Below are 22,679 nucleotides of genomic sequence, written 5' to 3'. Positions count from 1 at the left end.
ACAGATCAGGCAATACGTAACGTTGGTTGCGCAACGCAACGGCGGATCTCTACAGGTATCGACTTGGAGGTCGGCGTGCCGGTTCCGTCACCAAAACTGGCCAGCGGTACCAGCGGGTTGGTTTCGGGATAGTAGGCGGCCAAATTGCCCCGAGGGATATCGTAGCTCACCAGCTTGAAGCCGCTGACCTTGCGGGTGATGCCGTCATTCCACAGAGTTTCGATCTCCACCAACTCGCCGTCTTGCATATCCAGCGCGGCCAGATCTTCAGGATGAATAAACAACACTTCTCGTTGACCATACACGCCACGGTAGCGGTCATCCAACCCATAGATGGTGGTGTTGTATTGATCGTGTGAGCGCAGAGTTTGCAGCGTGAAGGGCGCCTGACGACCGTCCAGTTGCGGGAACAGGCTGTCTGGTAACGGTGCCGAGCCAAATTCCGCCTTACCACTTGGGGTGGCAAAGCGCAGCTCCGCAGCAGCGTTACCCAGATAGAAACCGCCGGGCTGATCACAGCGACGGTTGAAATCCTCAAAACCAGGAATAGTGGCGGCGATATGATTGCGGATCAACGAATAGTCATCGGCCAGCTCCAGCCAGTCGAGCTGTTGGTTGCCTAATACGGCATCGGCAATACCACAGACTATGGCGGTTTCAGAGCGTTGAGTTTCCGCGAGCGGTTTGCCGACGCCTTCCGATGCATGCACCATGCTGAAGGAGTCCTCTACCGTGATGTATTGCGGGCCGCTGGCCTGCAGGTCCTGTTCGGTACGGCCCAGCGTAGGCAGGATCAGCGCATCTTTACCGGTCACCAGATGACTACGGTTGAGTTTGGTGCTGATATGCACCGTCAGATCACAGCAGCGTAAGGCACGGGCGGTGCGTTCAGTGTCGGGTGCCGCCGCGGCCAGATTGCCGCCTAATGCCAGCAATACCTTCACTTCGCCGCGCAGCATCGCTTCGATAGCTTCAACTGTGTTATGGCCCTGTTCACGTCGTGGCGAGAAGTTAAAGTGTTTTTCCAGACTGTCTAGCAGTGCTTTGGGGGATTTTTCATCGATGCCCATTGTCCGGTTGCCTTGCACATTACTGTGACCGCGCACTGGACACAGGCCCGCGCCAGGTTTGCCCAATTGACCAAACAGCAGTTGCAGGTTGGTGATTTCACGTACCGTTGGTACTGAGTGTTTATGCTGTGTGACGCCCATTGCCCAGGTGCAGATTACGCGCTCTGCACCCTGATAAATGGCTGCTGCCTGACGCAATTGCGCTTCACTGAGGCCGGACTGATGGGTTATTTGATCCCAAGACGTGGCATCCACCTGTGCCAAATAGCGTTCCACACCCACGCTGTGCTGTTCGATAAAGGCCAGATCAAACAAGCCCGGCTCTCCGGCGGCCAGACGTTGGCGGTGGCCTTCCAGCAGGGCTTTCACAATGCCGCGTACCGCCGCCATATCCCCACCGAGGTTAGGCTGGAAGTAGGCTGAACTGATCGGTGATGACTTGGGTGTCAGCATTTGAATCGGGCTTTGTGGGTCAGCAAAGCGTTCCAACCCACGCTCGCGCAGTGTGTTAAAGCTGACGATACGGGCTCCGCGACTGGCGGCGTTTTTCAGACTGTGCAGCATGCGTGGGTGATTGGTGCCGGGGTTCTGACCAAATACGAAAATGGCATCGGCCTTTTCAAAGTCATCCATACGGATGGTGCCTTTACCGACACCGATACTCTGTTTCAGCCCCACGCCGCTGGCTTCGTGGCACATATTGGAGCAGTCAGGGAAATTACTGGTGCCGAGCATGCGACCAAACAATTGATACAGGTACGATGCTTCATTACTGGCACGGCCCGACGTATACAGTTCGATCTGGTTCGGGTTATCCATGCTGTTAATGTGCTGGGCAATGAGCGCCAGCGCATCCGGCCACGAGATTGGCTGATAATGATCGGTTTCGGCGTTATAACGCATCGGGTGGGTGAGTCGGCCCTGATACTCCAGAAAATAGTCACTTTGCTGTAGTAAGGTACTGACGCTATGGGCCGCGAAAAATTCAGGTTCGACCGCATTACGCGTGGCTTCCCAACTGACGGCCTTGGCGCCGTTTTCGCAGAAACTGAAGGTGCTGTGATTGTCGTCGCCCCAAGCGCAGCCTGGACAGTCGAAACCGCGCGCTTTATTCACTCGCATCAGGTTGCGTAGGTTTTTTAACGTTTGTTTGCTGTCGAGCACATAGCGAGTGGTGGCTTCGAGTGAACCCCAGCCGCCCGCCGCGCCGGTATAAGGCTTTATTGACGGTTTGAATTTCATATTGGTCTTCGCAGGTGGTTGTAGCTAAAAAGTGAACGCTTTTTTAAGCGTTTTCAGTGTTTATGTCACAAGTTTAGGAGGGTGAGGCACGGGCGTCTAATCGAATAGGGCTATGGCGGCATAGAGCAAGTCTATCGCGTGAAAATGATTAACATACAAATCGTTGCATAATGACACCCGCTGAAAAAGAGTAATGATTCCGCTTTATCCACAATTAATGCAGTCTATGCCTCAGATTATATTGGTATTTTATTTTGTCCATAGGGCCTGAGGAACAGTGATTGAAGCATTTAACATTGACGGTGATAGCCGGAATTTTACTGCCGTTGACAGCACAGGCGGCAGATGCGCCACTCAACTTTCCCCTTAATACACCGCCAGCGATAGACGCCGCCTCTTATGTATTGATGGATTATACCACGGGTCAAGTGCTGGCAGAGGCAAACGCGAATGAGCGCCGCAATCCGGCCAGTCTGACCAAGCTGATGACTGGGCTGGTGATTGATCATGCACTCGATCAACACAAAATCGGTCTCGACGATGTGGTGACTGTGGGCAAAGATGCCTGGGCGGCGGGGAATCCGGTATTCAAAGGTTCATCATTGATGTTCCTGAAGCCAGGTGACAGGGTCACGGTTCGTGATCTGAGTCGTGGCATTATCATTGACTCTGGCAACGATGCCTGCGTAGCGATGGCGGATTATGTGGCTGGCAGTCAGGCCGCGTTTGTTAAACTGATGAATGAAAAGAGCGCCCAGCTTGGTCTGCAAAATACCCATTTCGAAACCGTCCATGGCTTGGACGCGCCAGGTCAGTTCACTACGGCAGGCGATTTGGCCGTAATTTCACGTGCCATCATCATGAGTGAGCCAGCGGAATACCATATGTACAGCGAGAAATCGCTGACCTGGAACGGTATCACCCAGCAGAACCGCAACGGATTGTTGTGGGACAAAAAACTGCAGGTAGACGGGCTGAAAACCGGCCATACCGAATCTGCCGGGTTTAATATTATTGCTTCAGCGACTGAGGGTGACCGACGGCTGATCGCGGTGGTGATGGGCGGTAAAAGCTCGAAAGGGCGCGAAGAACAGGCGCGCAAATTGCTGACCTGGGGCCTGCGTGACTTTGCCACTGTACATCTTTTCAGCGCGGGACAACGCTTGGGGCAGGAAAAGGTATGGTACGGCGATCACCATGAGGTTGCGGTGGGTAGCGCACAGGATCAATACATCAGTCTGCCGAAAACGGAGGCGGACAAACTGAAGGCGCAATATGTGGTGACTGCGCCGCGCCTGGATGCCCCGCTGGAACAAGGGCAGCCTGTTGGTGAAATTCGTATCAGTAACAATGGTAAGGTGTTAAAGACGTTACCGCTGGTGGCATTGCAACCGGTTAAGCAAGGCGGCGTGTTCTCACGACTGATGGATGCGGTAAAACTGAAGTTCTGACGTATTGGGCGCAGGGTGCTGCGCCCGAAATTCGGTAGCGATGATATACTCAAGCCAGTCGTGATTTACTGAGTCGTTTTATGGATATTAAGCAACTGATCTACCTGTGTAATCTTGAGCGTGAACGCCACTTTGGCCGTGCGGCGGAGGCCAGCTTTGTCAGTCAACCGACGTTATCTATGCGGCTGAAAAATCTGGAAAAAGAGCTGGGTGTGTCGTTGATCAACCGCGGGAACAACTTCGAAGGTTTTACTGCCGAAGGTGAACGCGTCTTGTCCTGGGCGCGTGAGATTGTATCGGTATATCAGGGCTTGAAACTGGAGGTGGAGTCGCTTAAGCATGGCCTTAACGGCACGCTGCGTATCGGCGCTGTACCCCAATGCAGTATTTCGTTGGCGCAAATGCTAAAAGCAGTCAGTGAGCGGTTTCCCCAGTTGGACTACCGGATATCGGTGTTGAGCGCCGATCAGTTACTGGAAGCGCTGACGGCGCATACTGTCGATATCGGTATTGGTTTCTTTGAACTATCCACATTGCAAGAGCTGCATTTTCAGTCGCAACCATTGGCGGACGCAGGCGTGGAGTTGGTTTTCCACCCTGAACACTTTCCCGAATTGGTGGGAGACGCACCACTGACGCTGGAGGACGTTGCTGCATTGCCACTGTGCTTGGCAGAACCGACGCGTTACTTCCGCCGTTACCTCGATCAAAACTTCCGTGAAGCCGGTTTGACGTTGCATGTACGTATGGAAACTACGTCGATATTTCAGTTGCTGCAGGGGATTTTTGTCGGGTTGGGTTGTGGATTATTCCCGCCTGGCAACCTGTTGCCGACCATGATGCCTGGGTTACACCACCGGCAGATCGCCATCGCCGCAATGCCGCGTCATGCTGCCGTGGTTGTTGCTGAACCTGGGCGCGCATCGCCTTTGGCGCAGCACTTTTTTGATGCTGCGCGCGGCTGGTTGTTACGATAACTATTCCATCAGGCTTTCGCCGACACCTTGTGTGTCACCAAGGGTTTGGCGTAAACGGTTTTCCCAGGCGTAGAGTGCGCCAGTCAGGATCACGTCCAACGCCTGCGCCTGGTTCAGGCCGCTGTTAAACAATGGCTGTACGCTGCGCGGAGTGAATTTTTCCGGTGTGCGAGTCAGGTCTGTGACAACAGTGATCACCGCATGAGATACCGGATTATTCGCACTTTCCAGTCCGTGGTGAATATTGGCAAATAGCGCGCTTGTTAGCGTGTCATTCTGAATATCCTGTGCCACGGTTGATGCGCAGTAACGACTGCCGTTAATACGGGAAACTACCAGTGTTGCCAACGCTTTCAACCGCGCGGATAAGCCGTAGCCATCAGCATTGATGCTGTTGAAGACGCCATTGCGCTCACGTAGCGCTGGGGCATCATGGGCCAGCAACAGATAATATGTTTCGCTACGGGCATCGGGGTGGCTCTGATCAAGCACGTCGAGTTGTTCCGCGCGCGCGCCTTCCAACGCCACAACCGATAACCGGGATTGCCAGATCAATTCTTCTTCCGTGAATTCTATTCCTGCCGCATCGTCTATCTTCGGGAAACCCGGTACCACGCCCGCAGGCCGCCCGGCTAATGCCGCTACGCCAGCGACCACTCTTGCCTGGTAACTGACAAAACCGATGATTTGCGAAAATGTCACTATGTCCGCCGGACTCAGTCCCACATCGTTCAACTGTTGCAATGCTTTACGGCAAATCAAAGTGGGTTGGCTGGCTAGTTGGCGCGCATATTGGGTGATTTGTGCGAGGCGGATATTGCTTTCACGTGAGGCGTCGGGGCTGTATAGCGGGGCGAGGCGGGCAGCGTAATGACTACAAAGTGACTGCACACCGGTGACCTGGGCTACGGTCAACGCGGTACTGAGGCGATCGTATGGTGACAGTGTCACTGTCCGTGTTAACTCGACCCTATCTGGAAACAATACGTGGTAGCTGGCAAGCGAGGCGTTAAATACACCGGCGCGGGCAGTGAGTGCGGTGTTCAGCGCTTCGTCGGCAAAGGCACCCAGCCCGAGTAAGAACCGATCACGAATACCTGCCGCCTGTGGCTCCAGCGGCTGATCACCGCGTACGCTGCTTTGTGTTTCGTGATACCACTGGGCATTATGTTGTCGACGTAGTAGTTCCATAGGGGATAATCCTTAATCAAGAGCAACAGCCACCGGTGCGCTAAGCAACGGCGGCAGGACAAAAGGCAACATGCCCGCAGGCGGGCATGAAATAACAGGATTAGCACTGACCATCGCAACACAGTGCGTGACCATAAACAGAGAAACCTGCGGCTAAAGCGAGCATAAACTGCGCGAGTTGGCGATGGCGGGGGCTGTTCATCAGTGCGATATCCTGTCGTTTAATAAGCTCAACGTAGGGGATATCCTCACCGATTCGATTGGCGAGATAAAATAATGTTACGTGCTAATCAATAACTGAATGGAATAAAATATAATGATATATAACAAAATTGTAATTTGTATTTGAGGATTTTGGCTAAACCACCGTGAGATTCTGGTAATAAAAAATCGATCGGGAGTTAATGCCGTTAAGTTAAAGTCCTTTTGGCGAGTTCAAGGTTATTTCGGTCGATAAACGAGCGAAGCACCCTGAGGCTCTTAGGCTCCGACCGAGCAAGGGGCCGTAAGCGCGGCCCCTTGCAACCCGCGCCTTTGCCCTATCAGACGGTTGGCTGCGCCAACGGCTTTCACTTATTCACGTCGCATCACGGCCGGCTATGACAGGCGTCCCTGCCTGTCTCGCCTGAAACCGCCGTCCATGGCGGTTTCGCCTATGCGTCGTTCCTGCGTTCGACGTCTTCAAGGGCGCCCAACACCGCGCTCATCTCATCATTTTCACTGTCTTTCATTACGCAACGTCAAACTGAGGGCATATGTTGCCCGGTGGTAGCCAATGTGGGTGTTGACCTTGGCGCGCATCACCGGCTGCCGAGCAAGGCGGCGTTGTCAGGGGCAACAGGCCAGGGAAGGCCGGTTGAGGCGAGACAAACAGGGACGTTTGTCGTAGCCGACCCGCCCGACAACGCAGGTGCAGCGAGGGTATCCGCGCAGCGGACAGAAGGTGTTAAGCGAAGGCGCGGGTGGAGGGGCCGCGCCTTCGGCCCCTTCAATTGCCGGGCATTGTGGATACATAGAAATGGAGGATATTTATGGCAATTCCCACTGCTCTGAGTCTACAGGGATCGAAAAAAAAAGCAGCCAGGCTTAACTGACAGGCATTCCGCTTGGGAGCAGATTTCCTTCATAACTTGATGATCAGAACCTGCCGCCATCACGCCGCCAGGCGTCAGCAGTAAGTGCTTCCCCGAAGTGACTGGCAATCAAACGTTTAGTCAGATCATGTAACGGTGAAGCCAATACCTCGGCAGTACTGCCGCGTTCAACGATTTCTCCTTCATGCATCACCATGACCTGATCGCTGATGTGTTTCATCATCCCCAGATGCTGAGTCACATAGATATAAGAGATGCCATGCTTCTCTTGTAGCTCAAGCATCAGATTGATGATTTGCGAGCGCATCGACATATCCAATGAGGCCAATGCCTCATCAGCCACAATCACTTTCGGCTGTAAGATCAGCGCACGGGCCAGCGCTACCCGCTGTTTTTGACCGGAGGCCAGCATGTGCGGGTAATAATTGGCGTGATCCGGCAGCATCCCCACTTGGCGCAACGTCTGGTTGATGTGCTGTTCACGCTCGGAAGCTGCCATGTCCGTATTCAGACGCAGCGGGGCATCCAGCAGTTGGCCGATACGCTGACGCGGATTGAGCGATGTGCTCGGATCCTGAAATATCATGCGGATACGCTGGCTACGATAGCGGTAATCGCCATAATTGAGTCGATGGTCATCGATCAGCAGCTCGCCGGACGAAGGCTCAACCATGCCGGACAACATCTTGGCTAACGTCGATTTACCTGAACCGTTCTCACCGATGATTGCCAGTGTTTGCCGTTCGCGCAGGGTAAAGCTAACTGATTTCACCGCTTCAACATGCTGACGGCGAAATAGCCCGGTGCGGTAACGGTAGGTTTTGCTCAAATTACGCACTTCCAACAGCGTTTCCATGTTATTGCTCCTCCATGTTCAGCGGGAAGTGGCAGGCGAACAGGTGGTTTTTAACCGGACGCAGACGCGGTGTTTCAATGCACTTTTTCTGCGCATAAGGGCAGCGAGGCCCCAAACGGCAGCCGATCGGCAAATGCTCGAGCGATGGTATGGCGCCCGGTAGCGTATTGAGTCGGCTTTTATGCGGCAATGCACGGCCAAAGTCCGGCATTGAGCGGATCAGCGCCTGTGTATAAGGGTGGTGTGGCACAGCCAACAAATCTTCACACTGGGCGCTTTCCACGGTTTGACCGCAGTACAGCACGTTAACCCGATCGGCCCATTTGCTCATCATTTGCAAATCGTGACTGATCAGCAAAATGGTGGTGTTGTTGTTTTGATTCAGGCGCGCCAGCAAGCGGAAAATCTGCGCCTGGGTAGTGGGTTCCATCGCGTTGGTGGGCTCATCGGCAATCAGCAGACGCGGCTGATTAGCCAGAGCGATGGCGATCATCACTTTCTGGCATTCGCCGTCGGTCAGCTCGTAGGGGAAGCTGCCCATAATGTCCTTGTGATCTTTGATACCCACGCGGTGCAGTAGCTCAATCGCGCGGCGTTTACGCCAGTTAAAACGTTGCCACCAACGGCCCTTATAGGTCCAGCCAGGGATCGCCTGCGCCAACTGGCGACCAATGCTTTCAGATGGGTCCAGACAAGACTGCGGCTCCTGGAAAATCATCGAGACGTTGTGGCCAACCAACTTGCGGCGCTCACGCGGAGTTAGCTGCAACAGGTCAATATCATCAAAGCGGAAGCGGTCGGCGGTGACGCGCCAGTTGTCCTTAGTGACGCCGCAGATGGCTTTGGCGATCAGGCTTTTGCCTGAGCCGGACTCGCCCACCAAACCACGGACTTCACCTTCGCTCAGCGTCATGCTGACACGATCAACCGCTTTGACCGGCCCTTCGGCAGTCATAAATTCAATCGTCAGGTTGCGGATATCAAGTAATGGCATTATTCCACCCCTGTATTGATTGCACGGCGCATACCATCGCCCAACAGGTTAACCAGCAACACACTGATCAGGATTGCTGCACCTGGCAGCATCACCGTCCAGGGGGCTACGTACACCAATTCCAACGAATCACCGAGCATGGCTCCCCATTCCGGAGACGGAAGCTGTGCGCCAAGATCGAGGAAGCCGAGGGCGGCAATGTCCAGAATGGCCATCGATAATGCACGAGTGAACTCCGTTACCAGCACCGCGACAATATTCGGCATTACGGCGTACCACAGGATTTGCAATGTAGAGGCACCGTCGAGACGTACTGCCACCACATATTCTTTTTCCAACTCATCGTGCACTGCGCTGTAGATAGTACGCACCATACGTGGCAACAACGCCAGCCAGACGGCCAACATTGCATGCTCAAGCTTTGGCCCAAGGAAGGCGACGACTACAATCGCCAGCAGCAATGAAGGAATGGAGAGCAGGGTGTCGAGGATATGATTCAGCACCGCAGAGCGCAGGCCACGCGTTACACCGGCAAATACCCCGAGGATCACCCCGACGACGGCAGCGGCCACGGTCACCAACAACGCCGCGCCGTAAGTGGCGGCAGTGCCGGTCAGCAGGCGGCTAAGGATGTCGCGACCGAGATCATCAGTGCCAAGGAAGAAGGATACGTTGCCGTACCGTGACCAGGATGGCGGCAATAACTGATAGCCGAGGAATTGTTGATCAAGCGCATAAGGCGCCAGCAGACTGCCGAACAGGGAAAGCAGCAATAGCGCTATCACGCCATAGAAGCCAATCATTGCCAATGCATCACCGTAGAAAATCCGCCAGGTATAGAGTAGCGGGCTCGGCATTTTCTTTTCGCGGTATACGTTATCTAAGGGCATACCATTCCTTATGCTTCAGTGGGTTGGTGGCAGCACCTAAAATATCAGCCAATACGTTAATGGTGATCACCAGCGTACCGACCACCATGACGCCGGCGGAGATCGCCGCATAATCTTGTTGGCGGATAGCGTTAATCATCCAGCGCCCGAGGCCTGGCCAACTGAACACCACTTCGGTGATCATCGCCAGCGTCAGCATCGTGGAGAACTGTAGCCCCAGTTTGGGAATGATCGGTGGCAGGGCATTATGCAGCACGTGGCGGCGAATAATGGTGAACCGGGATAATCCCCGAGTGGCCGCGGCCTTGATGTAGTTTTGGCTGAGCACATCGTCGGTGCTGATACGCATAAGGCGCACCACCTCGGTGGTTGGTGCTACCGCCAGCGCGGCAATCGGCAAGATCATATGGCGCAGCGCGCTGCCGATCATTTCAGTGCGATAAGGTGAGTCGGACAGCCAGGCGTCAATCAGGGCGAAACCGGTGATTGGTTTAACCTGATACAGCAGATCAAAGCGGCCGGAAACCGGCAACCAGCCAAGGTGCAATGAGAAAAACAGCATCAACAGCAGCGCCAGCCAAAACACGGGCATCGAAAAGCCGAGCAGTGCAAAGGTGCTGATGGCGGTGTCTTGCCATTTGCCACGCATCACGCCGGCAATAATGCCAAGGGGAATACCGATAAACAGCGCCAGGGTGAAAGCGAGAAGGCACAGTTCCATGGTTGCCGGGAACACCTCTCGCAACTGTTCACTGATCGCCTGGCCGTTAATACTGGAAACGCCAAAATCCCAATGCAGCAGGCTGACAAAGTAAAACTGATAGGCATCCAGTAGCGCGGCGCCGTTCAGTGGTGCGCGTGGTGTGAAATAGCTCAGGCTAAAGCTGACCAACGTCAGGAAAAACAGCGTGATAAGCAGCAGCAAGAAACGGCGTAAGGTAAATATAATCACTTTTTCGGCCCCTCCGCAGATTCACGGTACACCCCGGCGAATGACGCATTGCCGAACGGGCTCAATACCAGTCCTTTGATGTCGTAACGGTAGGCCTGCAGACGCAATGAAGACGCCAGCGGCAGCACCGGCAGTTGCTGTTCAAGTATTTTCTGCGCCTTCTGATAGTTTTCGATTCGTTGTGCCAATTGCTGCGACAGCAGGGCATTTTGCAGCACTTCATCAAACCCTGGATCACACCAGTGAGCATAGTTGGTTTGCGAGCGGATTGCTGCGCAGCTCAACAGTGGTCGGAAGAAACTGTCCGGGTCGTTACTGTCAGTGGCCCAGCCGGTGAGGGTCAGATCGTGGTTCATTTCCATTAACCGCGCTTCCTGGAAACGGCCTTCGACAGGCACGATGGTGACTTTAATACCGACCTGAGCTAAATCCGCCTGGATCAATTCTGCGGTCTTTAACGGGCTGGGGTTATAGGATTGCGATGCCGTTGGCACCCACAAGCGCAGGTTCAGCGACTCAATACCCGCCTGTTTCAGTATTTCACGTGATTTGGCTGGGTCAAATTCGGTGACATGCGCTTCGTTATCGTAGGCCCACGAGGCGCGCGGCAGAATTGAGGCGGCGGTTTCCGCCGTGCCGTAGTAAATCGACTGCATCAGGCGTTGGTTGTTTATCGCCAGTGAAATTGCCTGACGGACTTTCAAATCATTAAGCGGTGGTTTACGGGTGTTGAAAGCCAGATAGGCGATATTCATGCCCGGTCTTAGCGTCAGTCGCAGACGCGGATCATCGCGCAGAATCGAAAGCTGACTGGCTGCAGGATAGGCCAACACATCACATTCGCCGGTCAACAACTTGGACAGCCGACCGGTGCCGCCGGCACCCAGATCGATAACCACCTGTGGCATGCGTGGTTTGCCTTTCCAGTAAACATCGTTGCGCGCCAGACGAATATATTGTCCGGAACGGTATTCATTTAACAGGAACGGCCCGGTGCCAACCGGTTCACGGTCGATCATTTCTTGGTGACCTACACGCGTCAGGTCATCAGCGTATTCTGCCGACAGTACCGGCGCATAATGGGTAGCGATATGCCACAAGAAGGAGGCGTCGGGCGCTTGCAGGCGGATCTCTACCGTGTAGTCGTCGAGCTTCTTCACGCTTTGTACCGAATCACCAAACTGCAAGCTATCGAAGTACGGATATTCGCCGCCATTGACGTCGTGATACGGGTGTTTCTGATTAAACACGCGCTCAAAGCTGAACACAACATCGTCAGCATTCAGTTTACGCGTTGGTGTGAACCAGGCTGTCGTCTGGAATGGCACATCTTTGCGCAAGTGGAAACGGTAAGTGGCGCCGTTATCCAGGACTTCCCAGCTTTGTGCCAGTTCGGGGATCAACCGATAGGTGTACGGGTCGACATCCAACAGGCGATCGTACAGCTGCGCAGCCAAAGTATCGACTGTCAGGCCACTACTGGCCATCTGCGGGTTAAAAGTATTGAGTATACCGCTGACACAATAGACAAAACCGCTCTGGCGGATATCCGGCAACGGCTGCGCCGCAGCGGGCGAAGGGGGTGTCGACGCCAGAGCAGAGCTCGTAAGGCACAACGACAAGATCCAAAGGGGTAAACCACGCATAGAGGCTTCATGGGTTAATAAGCAATAGCATTAGTGTATCGCACTCTGGCGAACAGCCCAATCCATTGAGCAAAATGGCTGAGTTTTCTGCTACTTGATTGGACAATTCATGGTCGCCGACAAAAAAGTTATATTTGTTATGTTATAACATAACAAATTCATGTTACCGTTCCCTGGCAATGTACCAATAATCGCAAGGGGATGTATGAACAAGGTTGCACTTCCACCATGCCAGCCGCTGCCGGATGCTCAGGCATGGCAGGGCGCAATGAGTGATGTCGGGCTCGATTGGGTCGGGATGCAAGGGATTGCACTGCCGCTGGAATTGGCAGGTAAGCCGCTGATGGCAAAAGTGAATGCTGGGATCAATCTGCGAGCCAGTCGCCAAGGTGCACGTGGGATACATATGTCGCGCCTGTATCTGGCGTTGGATGAATTAACTCAAGGTGAACTGACGCCGCAACGCATTGCCGACCAGCTACGGGCTTTTTTGGCGTCACAGCCGGAGAACAGCGACCGCGCAAATCTGAGTATCAGCGGCGAACTGTTGTTGTCACGTCCGGCGTTGTTGTCACCACACCGTGGCTGGAAAGCCTATCCGTTGAAAATTGACGCCACGCTGACAAGCGCGCTGACGCTGTCGTTGACGGTCGGTGTGCCATATTCATCTACTTGCCCAAGTTCGGCAGCGCTGAGTCGCCAACTGGCACAGCAGCAGTTTCAGTTTGATTTCGAACACGCGCCGGACGTGGTTGACCAACAGCAGGTTATCGACTGGCTGGGAGAACAGGGCATGCCTGCCACACCTCACAGCCAGCGCAGTTGGGCTTGGGTGACGATCACATTGAATGACAGCGAAACGACCTTGCCGGTAGTCAATTTAATTGATCGTATCGAGCATGCGTTGGGGACACCGTTGCAGACAATGGTGAAACGCCGGGATGAGCAGGCATTTGCCCTGGCCAACGGGCAGAACCTGATGTTCTGTGAGGACGCCGCGCGCCGTTTGTACCGAACATTGCGCAGTCAGTGCAGTCACCGCGCCTTTTCGCTACGTGTGGAGCATCAAGAGAGCCTGCACGCACACAATGCGGTGGCGGAATTGAGCTGGGGAGAGAATCAGGATGTTACGTAAAAACCCCAGTGGTCATCTGCCGCAGGTTTCGCCGAAAGCCTATATCGACCCTACCGCCATTATCTGCGGTCGGGTGATTGTCGAAGATTTTGTCTACGTTGGGCCGTACGCGGTGATCCGCGCGGATGAACTGAACGCAGCTGGCGATATGGATCCGATCATTATCGGTTCCCATTCCAATATACAGGACGGCGTGGTGATCCATTCGAAAAGTGGTGCCGCGGTCACTATCGGCAGTTTTAGCTCTATCGCCCATCGCGCCATCGTTCACGGCCCGTGCCGTATCGACGATCGGGTGTTTATCGGTTTTAACAGCGTGCTGTTCAATTGCCATATCGGCTCCGGTTGTGTGGTGCGTTACAACGCGGTGGTGGACGGCGTGACGTTACCGGAAAACCTGTATATCCCATCAACCGAACGTGTCGGCGCTGACAGCGATCTGTCGTTGTATCCGCAGGTTGACCGCAACGCACTGCAATTTTCTGAAGAGGTAGCTGCCACCAACGTCGAATTGGTTCGCGGCTACCAGGCATTACGCAACGAGTTTTGAGTGAGGAATCCCATGAATCCATTACCCGTAACTGTGCTTTCCGGCTTTCTCGGCGCCGGTAAGACCACAGTATTGAACCATATCCTTAATAATCGACAGGGCATGCGTGTGGCGGTGATCGTCAACGACATGAGCGAAGTGAACATCGATGCCGCATTGGTAGAGAATGAAGTTCAGCTTGATCGCCAACAGGAAAAATTGGTGGAGATGAGCAATGGGTGTATCTGCTGCACATTGCGTGAAGATTTGCTGATTTCGGTGCGTGATCTGGCACAGGCTGGTCGCTTTGATTATCTGTTGATCGAATCCAGTGGCATTTCCGAACCCTTACCTGTGGCAGAAACCTTCACCTTTGAGGACGAACAAGGGGAAAGTCTGTCGCAATTCGCCAGGCTGGACACGTTGGTCACCGTGGTGGACGGGGTGAATTTTATCCAGCAGTACCAGCAGGCTCAAACGCTGCAAGAGGCGGGCCAAAGCCTGGGAGAGGACGATTTACGCAGCGTGGCGGATCTGCTGATAGAACAAATTGAGTTCTGCGATGTGATGCTGGTCAGTAAGACCGATCTGCTGACGCCAGAACAGCAGGGTGAAGTGATGGCGTTGCTCGCCAGCCTGAACCCGGATGCCACCATTATCGCCATCTCTCCCGGCAAGGTGCCATTGGAAGCGGTATTGAACACGGGCAGCTTCAGCTTTGATAAAGCACAGCAAGCGCCGGGCTGGCTTAAAGAGTTGCGTGGTGAGCACCTGCCTGAAACTGAAAACTATGGCATCAGCAGTTTTGTCTACCGCGCTAGACGGCCCTTTGCGCCGGATAAGTTTTACCGAGTGATCAATGGCGATTGGGGCGGTGGCAAGCTGCTACGTTCCAAAGGGTTCTACTGGTTGGCGACACGCCCGCGCCAGGCTGGGCAGTGGAGTCAGGCCGGGGGCATCGCTCATTATGGGCTGGCAGGCACTTTCTGGCGCGCCATTGCTCAAGAGAACTGGCCACAGGATGAAGAGACACGGGCGCATATTATGGATAAATGGGTGGAGCCCTTTGGCGATATGCGCCAGGAATTGGTGTTTATTGGGCAGAACCTGCAGGAGGCTGAAATAACGCGTTTACTTGACGCCTGCCTGCTGAGTGATGAGGAAATGGCAGCGGGGATAGATTATTGGCATGAGATGGCCGATCCCTTCCCTGAGTGGTAATTGCACAATGACAGTGTGGTAATGAGAAAAATTCTCAACAAAGTACTTTACAGATGATACTGATAACTATTATCATAATTTGGCAGTTCACGGAAGGCCACGCACACGGTGGTTCAGCTGTGAAAGGCACGACATTGCTCACATTGCTTCCAGTGTTTTTTAAGCCAGCTCGGGTGCTGGCTTTTTTTTTGCCTGTTATTCTTCGTCCGCCTCACCATTTTGCAATAACGCGTGCTTTTTAAGCATACCGCGTAACTGGTGATAGGTCAGACCCAGCAGTTCAGCCGCCTTGCGTTGGTTAAATCTTCCCTGCTGGAGCGCCGCTTCGATTAACGCCTTTTCCTGTGCCAACTGCCATGTTTTTAAATCCATCGGTAAGGAGGGGCGATCGTCACGTGTTTCGTGCGCGGAAGGCAATGGGATACTTGCCCTTTGGGCAAAAGGATTGATCACTATCTCGTCCAGTTCGCTGGCGCTGGTACCGTGTCGGTACACTGACCGTTCCACCACGTTCTTCAACTCACGCACGTTGCCAGGCCAGTGATAGCCAAGCAAGGTGTCTTTGGCTCGTTCGGTAAAGCCAGGAAATAACGACAGCGACAGCTCGCGGCACATTTGAATCGCAAAATGTTCGGCCAGCAACATGATGTCTTGTTGTCGCTGACGCAACGGTGGCAACTGGACTACGTCGAATGCCAGCCGGTCTAGCAAATCGGCGCGGAATTTGCCCGCCGCTGCCAGTGCAGGCAGATCATCATTAGTCGCGCACACCAGCCGCACATCAACCTGCAACGGTTGGCTGCCGCCGACGCGCTCAAGATGACCGTATTCAATCACTCTCAACAGTTTTTCTTGTACCAACATGGGGGCTGTGGCCAGTTCGTCAAGAAACAGGGTACCGCCGTCGGCACGTTCAAAGCGACCCAGATGGCGTTTCTGCGCACCGGTAAAGGCTCCCGCCTCGTGGCCGAACAGCTCTGAATCCAGTAGGTTTTCATTCAATGCTGCGCAATTAAGTGAAATAAATGGCCCCTGCCAACGGTTGGAAAGGTAATGTAATCGGTGGGCAATCAACTCTTTACCGGTCCCGCGCTCACCGATCACCAACACCGGTTTGTTCAGCTTTGCCAGTTTCGAGACTTGCTCCAATACTTCGACAAAGGCGTTTGCCTCGCCCAGCAGGTTTTCTAACTGTTCGCTCATGATGAGATTCGCCAATGTTTGGTGAAAATAATCACTCTACAGTATGTGAGTAGAGAGTCAAAAATAAATAATCGTTGTTATTCAATTGGATAAAAGTTGGCACGGGTTTTGATTAGGTATTAGGGAAATCTGTATGACCTAACGCGGCGCTTCAGACGCCATCAGAACCAAGAGGAAGTGAATTATGGGTATTTTTTCTCGTTTTGCCGACATCGTGAACGCCAACATCAATACGCTGCTGGATAAGGCGGAAGATCCGCAAAAGCTCGTGCGCTTGATGATCCAAGAGATGGAAGACACGCTGGTTGAAGTTCGCTCTACCTCAGCGCGCGCGCTGGCGGAGAAAAAACAATTGCTGCGTCGCATTGAGCAGGGTGAGAACCAGCTTAGTGACTGGCAGGACAAAGCTGAACTGGCACTGCGTAAAGATAAAGAAGATCTGGCGCGTGCGGCACTGATCGAAAAACAAAAAGTGGCTGACCTGATCGCTACGTTGACTCATGAAGTCTCTACCGTAGAAGAAACGTTGGCTCGTATGAAAAGCGAAATCGGCGAGCTGGAAAACAAGCTAACCGAAACGCGTGCTCGTCAGCAGGCGTTGACCTTGCGCCATCAGGCAGCCTCGTCTTCTCGCGACGTACGTCGCCAACTCGACAGCGGCAAGCTGGATGAAGCAATGGCGCGTTTCGAACAGTTCGAACGCCGTATTGATCACATGGAAGCCGAAGCTGAAAGCGTCATCATCGGTAAAAAGAAGTCTCTGGATCAAGAATTTGCCGAGTTAAAAGCTGATGACGCGATCAGTGAACAACTGGCGGCGTTGAAAGCTAAAATGAACCGCTCTGAGTAAGGCGGCAGCGGCCACGGTGGTGTGGCCGCCAACCCAAGACGCATTAAGAAGGAAAAGAAATGAGTGCTCTATTACTTGCCATTCCGTTGACAATCTTTGTGTTGTTTGTCGCACCGATTTGGCTTTGGCTGCATTACAGCAATCGGCAACAAAACGGTATTCAACTGAGCCATCAGGAAATGCAGCGTCTGGCGCAGTTGGCTGAAGATGCCAAGCGTATGCGTGAACGTATCCAGGCTCTGGAAGAGATCCTTGATGCAGAACACCCGAACTGGAGACAGTCTTGATGAACAATACTCTGGGCAGCAAAAAGCTTTATCGCGTTCCCGAAGAAGGGATGCTGAAAGGGGTCTGCGCCGGTTTAGCCCATTATTTTGACGTGCCGGTGCGATTGATCCGCGTGATCGTGGTGTTATCGATGTTCTTCGGGCTGTTTTTCTTTACCTTGATCGCGTATTTCGCTTTGGTGTTTGTGTTGGACGAAGCACCGGCCAGCCGCTTTGAAGGCGAACAGCAAAAATCACCGCGCCAGTTGCTTGACCAGCTTGAATATGAATTGGGCAGTGGCGAACAGCAATTGCGGCAGGTTGAACGCTATGTGACGTCAGATACTTTTGGCGTGCAGAGCCGTTTCCGCAAGTTATAACCCCACCTTGCGTGCGAAGGCCTGCGCTTGGCGCAGGTCAGGCATTGCACCCGTTACATCCTTTTGAACCCAATTGTGCCGGAGGGCATTGATAATGAACAAAACCTATGCCGCAAACACGGTTAAATCCGGTGGATTTAAACAAGGAGCAGGTGCAATGTTGAAGACATTGTCTAAAGTCATCATCATAGCGTTACTGAATTACGGTCCTGCGGGCGCGGCCGGCTGGCTGTTGCGGACCGTCGGCCGCAAACCGATTCGCTTTGTCCTGGCGCTGGTGCTGGAACCGCTGTTCCGCAAAGGCCTGAACAAAGTATTTGGGCGTTATGCCAAGGAGAACAATGAAACGACTGCAAAATGAGTTAACGTCGCTGGTCAACCGCGGAATGGATCGTCATCTGCGTCTGGCGGTAACCGGCCTAAGCCGCAGCGGGAAAACCGCCTTTATTACTGCTTTCGTCAACCAATTGCTGCACGTTCACAGTGGCGCACGTATGCCGCTGTTTTCGCCTGTGCGCGAAGAGCGGCTGCTGGGCGTGAAGCGCATTCCACAGCGCGATCTCGGTATCCAGCGTTTTACCTATGATGAAGGGTTGGCACAGCTTTATGGCACACCGCCGAGTTGGCCAACCCCGACCCGTGGCGTCAGCGAAATTCGTCTGGCGCTGCGTTACCGTTCCAATGATTCACTGCTGCGTCATTTCAAAGACACCTCAACGCTGTATCTGGAGATCGTTGATTATCCAGGAGAGTGGTTGTTGGACTTGCCGATGCTGGAACAGGACTATCTGGCTTGGTCGCGGCAAATGGCTGGTTTGCTGCAGGGCGATCGCGCCGAGTGGGCCAAACCTTGGCTGGACCTGTGTAAAAGTTGTGATCCGTTAGCCCCTGCTGATGAAAACAAGCTTGCGGCGATAGCTCAGGCCTATACCGACTACCTATTGCGCTGCAAAAGCGAAGGGCTGCATTTTATTCAGCCGGGCCGCTTTGTACTGCCGGGTGATCTGGCAGGTGCACCGGCATTGCAGTTCTTCCCGTGGCCGAATGTGGACAGTCTCGGCGAATCGAAACTTGCACAGGCAGATAAACACAGCAATATCGGCATGCTGCGAGCGCGTTTCAACTATTACTGTCAGACCATCGTCAAAAACTTTTATAAAGAACATTTTGTCCGTTTTGATCGTCAGATTGTGCTGGTGGACTGTCTGCAACCGCTCAACAGCGGCCCACAGGCATTCAACGATATGCGGCTGGCTCTGACCCAATTGATGCAGAGCTTTCACTATGGGAAGCGCACGCTGTTCCGCCGGTTATTTTCACCAACCATCGATAAACTGATGTTCGCAGCTACTAAAGCCGATCATATCACCGCCGACCAGCACGCCAATTTGGTGTCGTTGTTGCAACAGTTGGTGCAAGAGGCATGGCAGAATGCCGCGTTTGAGGGCATCAGTATGGATTGCGTCGGGCTAGCCTCGGTGCAGGCCACTGAGAGTGGCATTGTTGACCATCAAGGACAGCGGATCCCGGCGCTAAAGGGCAACCGTCTGAACGACGGCGCACCGCTGACGGTATTCCCCGGCGAAGTTCCCGCGCGTTTGCCGGGGCCAGCATTTTGGCAGAATCAGGGCTTCCATTTCGATGAGTTTCGTCCACGTGCTATGAGTGTGGACAGCCCATTGCCACATATTCGTCTGGACGCGGTGATGGAATTTCTACTGGGAGATAAATTGCGATGAGTGAGCCGATAAAACCGCGTATCGATTTTGAAGAACCGTTACAAGCGCCGCAGGAACCGGTGTTGCGCGCCAATGTGGCCTTTGATGAGCAACAGGCTGAGCACTTTTTCCCTGCCGCGCCGGAGTTACAGCAAGAAGAGGAAGAAGGGCGCGCCGAAGGCATTATCAACGCGGCACTAAAACCCAAACGCAGCCTGTGGCGCAAAATGGTTACCGCTGGGCTGGGGTTGTTCGGCATTAGCGTGGTGGCTCAGGGTATCCAGTGGGTGCATACCGCCTGGGTCCAGCAAGATTGGATCGCCATGGGGGGGGGTGTGGCGGGCGGCTTGATCGTCTTTGCTGGCGTGGGGTCGGTCGTAACCGAATGGCGCCGTTTATACCGTTTGCGCCAGCGTGCAGAAGAGCGAGATGTTGCGCGTGAGCTGTTACATAGCCACGGGTTGGGTAAAGGCCGTGAGTTTTGTGAAAAACTGGCACGCCAGGCAGGTCTTGATCAGGGGCACCCCGCGCTGCAACGTTGGCAGGCGTCGCTGCATGAAACTCAAAACGATCGAGAAGTGGTCGCGCTATACGCCAAGTTAGTGCAGCCGGTATTGGATAATCAGGCGCGGCGTGAAATTAGCCGCTCGGCCGCCGAGTCTACATTAATGATCGCTGTCAGTCCGCTGGCTGTGGTGGATATGGCATTTATCGCGTGGCGTAATATTCGTCTTATAAATCGTATTGCGGCGTTGTATGGCATTGAACTGGGTTACTTCAGTCGTTTGCGGTTGTTCCGTTTAGTGTTGTTGAATATTGCCTTTGCCGGCGCGTCTGAACTGGTGCGTGAGGTGGGTATGGACTGGATGTCGCAAGATTTGGCCGCCCGACTGTCAGCCCGTGCAGCGCAGGGTATCGGTGCCGGTTTACTGACTGCCAGACTCGGTATTAAGGCGATGGAGTTGTGCCGTCCGTTGCCTTGGCTGGAAGGGGAAAAACCAAAACTGGGTGATTTCCGCAGCCAATTGGTTGGTCAATTGAAAGACACCCTGAAAAAAAGCGACAACAAAGCCAAATAATCGGCCAACGGCGTCCATTTGGGCGCCGTTACTTTATTCTGCCCTCGAGCCTTCTTCTATAACACCAATACGTAACCCTCGCTTGACGAAAGACGATCTCCCTGCAAATGCATTATATTTATCTGAAAATTTATTGATGATTGTGATAACACTCTACATATAAGCTAAAATGACGCCGATGGTGTTATTCACTTGCGTTTAAAATCATCAACAACAGCGATAAATCAGAGTTCTGTCAACTTTTGCTGACAGATTGCTTCTACCGCTTGGGGTGAGAGAGTATCATCATCGCCAGTCATCCCCGCACCTGCAGAGATAAGGCCAATACTGATGCGTTTGGAAGTTTTTTGCGAAGACCGTCTCGGTCTGACTCGAGAGTTACTCGATCTTTTGGTATTGCGCAGCATCGATTTACGTGGCATCGAAATCGATCCCATCGGCCGCATTTACCTCAATTTTTCCCAGTTGGATTTTGACACCTTCCGTGCGCTGATGGCGGAGATCCGCCGCATTGCCGGCGTGACAGATGTTCGTACTGTGAATTTCATGCCATCTGAGCGTGAACACCGTGCGTTGCGTGCACTGTTGGAGTCAATGCCGGAACCGGTATTTTCAATTGATATGAAAGGCAAGGTTGAACTGGCTAACCCGGCAGCGCAGGCACTGTTTGGTTTCAGCGAAGACAAGATCCGTAATCAGACGGCCACCGCATTGATTGGTGGTTATAACTTCAACCGCTGGTTGGAGAGCGAGCAGACGACGCCGCAATCTGAACGTGTTGTGATTCGCAGCCAGGATTTCCTGATGGATATCACTCCAATCTATCTGGAAGACGAAAACCAGCAAAATGCCGCCGTAGGCGCGGTTGTGATGCTGAAATCCACGGCACGTATGGGACGTCAGCTACAGAATTTGTCGGTGAATGACGATACCGAGTTTGATCATATTGTCGCCGCCAGCCCCAAAATGCGTCACGTGCTGGACCAGGCCCGCAAGTTAGCGATGCTGGATGCGCCGCTGCTGATTGTGGGCGACACCGGTACCGGTAAAGACATTTTGGCCCGTGCTTGCCACTTGCGTAGCCCGCGGGGCAAACAACCCTTCCTGGCACTGAACTGTGCTGCACTGCCGGATGATGTCGCGGAAAGTGAGCTGTTCGGCCATGCAGCTGGCGCGTATCCAAACGCGCTTGAAGGCAAAAAAGGTTTCTTCGAGCAGGCGCACGGCGGTTCGGTGTTGCTGGATGAAATCGGTGAAATGTCTCCGCGCATGCAGACAAAACTCCTGCGTTTTATTAACGATGGTACTTTCCGCCGGGTAGGTGAAGAACACGAAGTGCATGTGGATGTGCGCGTGATCTGCGCGACGCAGAAAAACCTGACTGAGTTAGTGCAGCGTGGTGAGTTCCGTGAAGATCTCTATTATCGTCTTAACGTACTGACCATCACTATTCCGCCGTTACGTGAACGCCCGCAGGACATTATGCCGCTGACCGAGCTGTTTGTTGCACGCTTTGCCGATGAGCAGGGTGTGGCACGACCAAAGCTGGCGAACGATCTGGGTAGTTTCCTCAGTAAATACGGCTGGCCGGGCAACGTACGGCAGTTAAAAAACGCTATCTACCGTGCGCTGACACAAACGGAAGGCTTCGAATTACGTCCACAAGATATTGTATTGCCTGAGTTTGAGGTTGAGATGTCACTGGGTGACGAAGTGCTGGACGGCTCACTTGACGACATCAGCAAACGGTTTGAACGCTCAGTGCTGACACGGTTGTACCGTACTTACCCCAGTACGCGAAAACTGGCGAAGCGTTTAGGGGTTTCGCATACCGCGATCGCTAATAAACTGCGGGAATATGGCTTAAGTAGCCGTAAGCCGACAGGGGAAAGCGAAGAATAAAAAAAACGGGCGCCATAAGCGCCCGTTTCAATG

The 22,679-nt window shown here is 53.5% G+C and carries 20 protein-coding genes; 12 read left to right on the top strand and 8 right to left on the bottom strand.

Translation table 11 applies throughout. The annotated features are described in order from the left end of the window. Nucleotides 1–5 precede the first annotated feature (5 nt). Entirely contained in the window at nucleotides 6–2,312 is a 2,307-nt protein-coding gene (locus tag SGR01S_RS01960) for an FdhF/YdeP family oxidoreductase (protein WP_061806373.1), read from the bottom strand. Nucleotides 2,313–2,593: 281 nt separating this feature from the next. Here SGR01S_RS01960 and dacD point away from each other — a divergent pair, with 281 nt between their 5' ends. Then, nucleotides 2,594–3,763, top strand: a complete 1,170-nt coding sequence (dacD, locus tag SGR01S_RS01955; protein WP_061806372.1) for a serine-type D-Ala-D-Ala carboxypeptidase DacD — start codon at nucleotides 2,594–2,596, stop codon at nucleotides 3,761–3,763. An 80-nt stretch (nucleotides 3,764–3,843) separates the two neighbouring features. Then, entirely contained in the window at nucleotides 3,844–4,740 is an 897-nt protein-coding gene (locus SGR01S_RS01950; protein WP_061806371.1) for a LysR family transcriptional regulator, read from the top strand. Here SGR01S_RS01950 and SGR01S_RS01945 read toward each other — a convergent pair whose 3' ends face one another. From SGR01S_RS01945 to sapA, 6 genes are all read right to left on the bottom strand, one after another. Beyond that, nucleotides 4,741–5,931 (bottom strand): CMD domain-containing protein, encoded by a 1,191-nt coding sequence (locus tag SGR01S_RS01945; protein WP_061806370.1) that lies wholly within the window; start codon nucleotides 5,929–5,931, stop codon nucleotides 4,741–4,743. Between the two features lie 1,137 nt (nucleotides 5,932–7,068). After that, the gene (sapF, locus tag SGR01S_RS01940) at nucleotides 7,069–7,881 is read right to left on the bottom strand and encodes a putrescine export ABC transporter ATP-binding protein SapF (protein WP_037415744.1); all 813 of its coding nucleotides are present in this window, start codon (nucleotides 7,879–7,881) and stop codon (nucleotides 7,069–7,071) included. Nucleotide 7,882: 1 nt separating this feature from the next. Beyond that, nucleotides 7,883–8,875, bottom strand: a complete 993-nt coding sequence (sapD, locus tag SGR01S_RS01935) for a putrescine export ABC transporter ATP-binding protein SapD (protein ID WP_061806369.1) — start codon at nucleotides 8,873–8,875, stop codon at nucleotides 7,883–7,885. Then, nucleotides 8,875–9,765, bottom strand: a complete 891-nt coding sequence (gene sapC, locus SGR01S_RS01930; RefSeq protein ID WP_037415741.1) for a putrescine export ABC transporter permease SapC — start codon at nucleotides 9,763–9,765, stop codon at nucleotides 8,875–8,877. The genes sapD and sapC overlap by 1 nt, the downstream gene beginning before the upstream one ends. After that, nucleotides 9,752–10,717, bottom strand: a complete 966-nt coding sequence (gene sapB / locus SGR01S_RS01925) for a putrescine export ABC transporter permease SapB (protein WP_037415737.1) — start codon at nucleotides 10,715–10,717, stop codon at nucleotides 9,752–9,754. The genes sapC and sapB overlap by 14 nt, the downstream gene beginning before the upstream one ends. Beyond that, nucleotides 10,714–12,363 (bottom strand): ABC transporter substrate-binding protein SapA, encoded by a 1,650-nt coding sequence (gene sapA / locus SGR01S_RS01920; protein WP_037415734.1) that lies wholly within the window; start codon nucleotides 12,361–12,363, stop codon nucleotides 10,714–10,716. The genes sapB and sapA overlap by 4 nt, the downstream gene beginning before the upstream one ends. A 205-nt stretch (nucleotides 12,364–12,568) precedes the next feature. Here sapA and folE2 point away from each other — a divergent pair, with 205 nt between their 5' ends. The 3 genes from folE2 to zigA are packed head-to-tail and all read left to right on the top strand — an operon-like array spanning nucleotide 12,569 to nucleotide 15,248. Beyond that, nucleotides 12,569–13,498 carry a GTP cyclohydrolase FolE2 gene (gene folE2 / locus SGR01S_RS01915; protein ID WP_061806368.1) on the top strand — a complete coding sequence of 310 codons (930 nt, stop codon included), beginning with the start codon at nucleotides 12,569–12,571 and terminating at the stop codon, nucleotides 13,496–13,498. Then, complete coding sequence (locus tag SGR01S_RS01910) at nucleotides 13,488–14,048, top strand: LbetaH domain-containing protein (protein WP_037415730.1); 561 nt, start codon at nucleotides 13,488–13,490, stop codon at nucleotides 14,046–14,048. The genes folE2 and SGR01S_RS01910 overlap by 11 nt, the downstream gene beginning before the upstream one ends. Before the next feature lie 12 nt (nucleotides 14,049–14,060). Further along, entirely contained in the window at nucleotides 14,061–15,248 is a 1,188-nt protein-coding gene (gene zigA / locus SGR01S_RS01905) for a zinc metallochaperone GTPase ZigA (RefSeq protein WP_061806367.1), read from the top strand. 195 nt (nucleotides 15,249–15,443) lie between these two features. Here zigA and pspF read toward each other — a convergent pair whose 3' ends face one another. After that, nucleotides 15,444–16,451 carry a phage shock protein operon transcriptional activator gene (gene pspF, locus SGR01S_RS01900; protein ID WP_061806366.1) on the bottom strand — a complete coding sequence of 336 codons (1,008 nt, stop codon included), beginning with the start codon at nucleotides 16,449–16,451 and terminating at the stop codon, nucleotides 15,444–15,446. Between the two features lie 184 nt (nucleotides 16,452–16,635). Here pspF and pspA point away from each other — a divergent pair, with 184 nt between their 5' ends. The 7 genes from pspA (at nucleotide 16,636) to tyrR (ending at nucleotide 22,646) form a co-directional block, all read left to right on the top strand. After that, a complete protein-coding gene (pspA, locus tag SGR01S_RS01895; protein WP_037415723.1) occupies nucleotides 16,636–17,301 on the top strand; it encodes a phage shock protein PspA in 666 nt (221 codons plus the stop codon). A gap of 59 nt (nucleotides 17,302–17,360) precedes the next feature. Continuing rightward, nucleotides 17,361–17,588 carry an envelope stress response membrane protein PspB gene (pspB, locus tag SGR01S_RS01890; RefSeq protein WP_012145351.1) on the top strand — a complete coding sequence of 76 codons (228 nt, stop codon included), beginning with the start codon at nucleotides 17,361–17,363 and terminating at the stop codon, nucleotides 17,586–17,588. Further along, a complete protein-coding gene (gene pspC / locus SGR01S_RS01885; protein WP_037415720.1) occupies nucleotides 17,588–17,947 on the top strand; it encodes an envelope stress response membrane protein PspC in 360 nt (119 codons plus the stop codon). Before pspB ends, pspC begins: the two co-directional genes overlap by 1 nt. A 94-nt stretch (nucleotides 17,948–18,041) precedes the next feature. Then, entirely contained in the window at nucleotides 18,042–18,308 is a 267-nt protein-coding gene (pspD, locus tag SGR01S_RS01880; RefSeq protein ID WP_061806365.1) for a phage shock protein PspD, read from the top strand. Continuing rightward, nucleotides 18,289–19,686, top strand: coding sequence for a YcjX family GTP-binding protein (locus SGR01S_RS01875; protein ID WP_061806364.1), 1,398 nt, complete (start codon nucleotides 18,289–18,291; stop codon nucleotides 19,684–19,686). Before pspD ends, SGR01S_RS01875 begins: the two co-directional genes overlap by 20 nt. Then, on the top strand, nucleotides 19,683–20,744 hold the full coding sequence (locus SGR01S_RS01870) for a YcjF family protein (protein ID WP_037415708.1): 1,062 nt from the start codon (nucleotides 19,683–19,685) through the stop codon (nucleotides 20,742–20,744). Before SGR01S_RS01875 ends, SGR01S_RS01870 begins: the two co-directional genes overlap by 4 nt. Nucleotides 20,745–21,074: 330 nt before the next feature. Beyond that, nucleotides 21,075–22,646 carry a transcriptional regulator TyrR gene (tyrR, locus tag SGR01S_RS01865; RefSeq protein ID WP_037415707.1) on the top strand — a complete coding sequence of 524 codons (1,572 nt, stop codon included), beginning with the start codon at nucleotides 21,075–21,077 and terminating at the stop codon, nucleotides 22,644–22,646. Nucleotides 22,647–22,679 lie beyond the last annotated feature (33 nt).

The organism is Serratia grimesii NBRC 13537 (assembly GCF_001590905.1).
Taxonomy (GTDB): Bacteria; Pseudomonadota; Gammaproteobacteria; order Enterobacterales; family Enterobacteriaceae; genus Serratia; species Serratia grimesii.
This window is presented reverse-complemented; position numbering and strand designations above follow the sequence as displayed.

What these genes read in the sequence shown, in the direction of transcription:
- sapC (WP_037415741.1), bottom strand. Translation starts at nt 9,765, where the DNA reads ATGCCCTTAGATAACGTATACCGCGAAAAGAAAATGCCGAGCCCGCTA.
- sapA (WP_037415734.1), bottom strand. Translation starts at nt 12,363, where the DNA reads ATGCGTGGTTTACCCCTTTGGATCTTGTCGTTGTGCCTTACGAGCTCT.
- SGR01S_RS01875 (WP_061806364.1), top strand. Translation starts at nt 18,289, where the DNA reads ATGAAACGACTGCAAAATGAGTTAACGTCGCTGGTCAACCGCGGAATG.
- folE2 (WP_061806368.1), top strand. Translation starts at nt 12,569, where the DNA reads ATGAACAAGGTTGCACTTCCACCATGCCAGCCGCTGCCGGATGCTCAG.
- pspD (WP_061806365.1), top strand. Translation starts at nt 18,042, where the DNA reads ATGAACAAAACCTATGCCGCAAACACGGTTAAATCCGGTGGATTTAAA.
- pspF (WP_061806366.1), bottom strand. Translation starts at nt 16,451, where the DNA reads ATGAGCGAACAGTTAGAAAACCTGCTGGGCGAGGCAAACGCCTTTGTC.
- SGR01S_RS01910 (WP_037415730.1), top strand. Translation starts at nt 13,488, where the DNA reads ATGTTACGTAAAAACCCCAGTGGTCATCTGCCGCAGGTTTCGCCGAAA.
- zigA (WP_061806367.1), top strand. Translation starts at nt 14,061, where the DNA reads ATGAATCCATTACCCGTAACTGTGCTTTCCGGCTTTCTCGGCGCCGGT.
- tyrR (WP_037415707.1), top strand. Translation starts at nt 21,075, where the DNA reads ATGCGTTTGGAAGTTTTTTGCGAAGACCGTCTCGGTCTGACTCGAGAG.
- pspB (WP_012145351.1), top strand. Translation starts at nt 17,361, where the DNA reads ATGAGTGCTCTATTACTTGCCATTCCGTTGACAATCTTTGTGTTGTTT.
- SGR01S_RS01945 (WP_061806370.1), bottom strand. Translation starts at nt 5,931, where the DNA reads ATGGAACTACTACGTCGACAACATAATGCCCAGTGGTATCACGAAACA.
- sapF (WP_037415744.1), bottom strand. Translation starts at nt 7,881, where the DNA reads ATGGAAACGCTGTTGGAAGTGCGTAATTTGAGCAAAACCTACCGTTAC.
- pspA (WP_037415723.1), top strand. Translation starts at nt 16,636, where the DNA reads ATGGGTATTTTTTCTCGTTTTGCCGACATCGTGAACGCCAACATCAAT.
- SGR01S_RS01960 (WP_061806373.1), bottom strand. Translation starts at nt 2,312, where the DNA reads ATGAAATTCAAACCGTCAATAAAGCCTTATACCGGCGCGGCGGGCGGC.
- SGR01S_RS01870 (WP_037415708.1), top strand. Translation starts at nt 19,683, where the DNA reads ATGAGTGAGCCGATAAAACCGCGTATCGATTTTGAAGAACCGTTACAA.
- SGR01S_RS01950 (WP_061806371.1), top strand. Translation starts at nt 3,844, where the DNA reads ATGGATATTAAGCAACTGATCTACCTGTGTAATCTTGAGCGTGAACGC.
- pspC (WP_037415720.1), top strand. Translation starts at nt 17,588, where the DNA reads ATGAACAATACTCTGGGCAGCAAAAAGCTTTATCGCGTTCCCGAAGAA.
- sapD (WP_061806369.1), bottom strand. Translation starts at nt 8,875, where the DNA reads ATGCCATTACTTGATATCCGCAACCTGACGATTGAATTTATGACTGCC.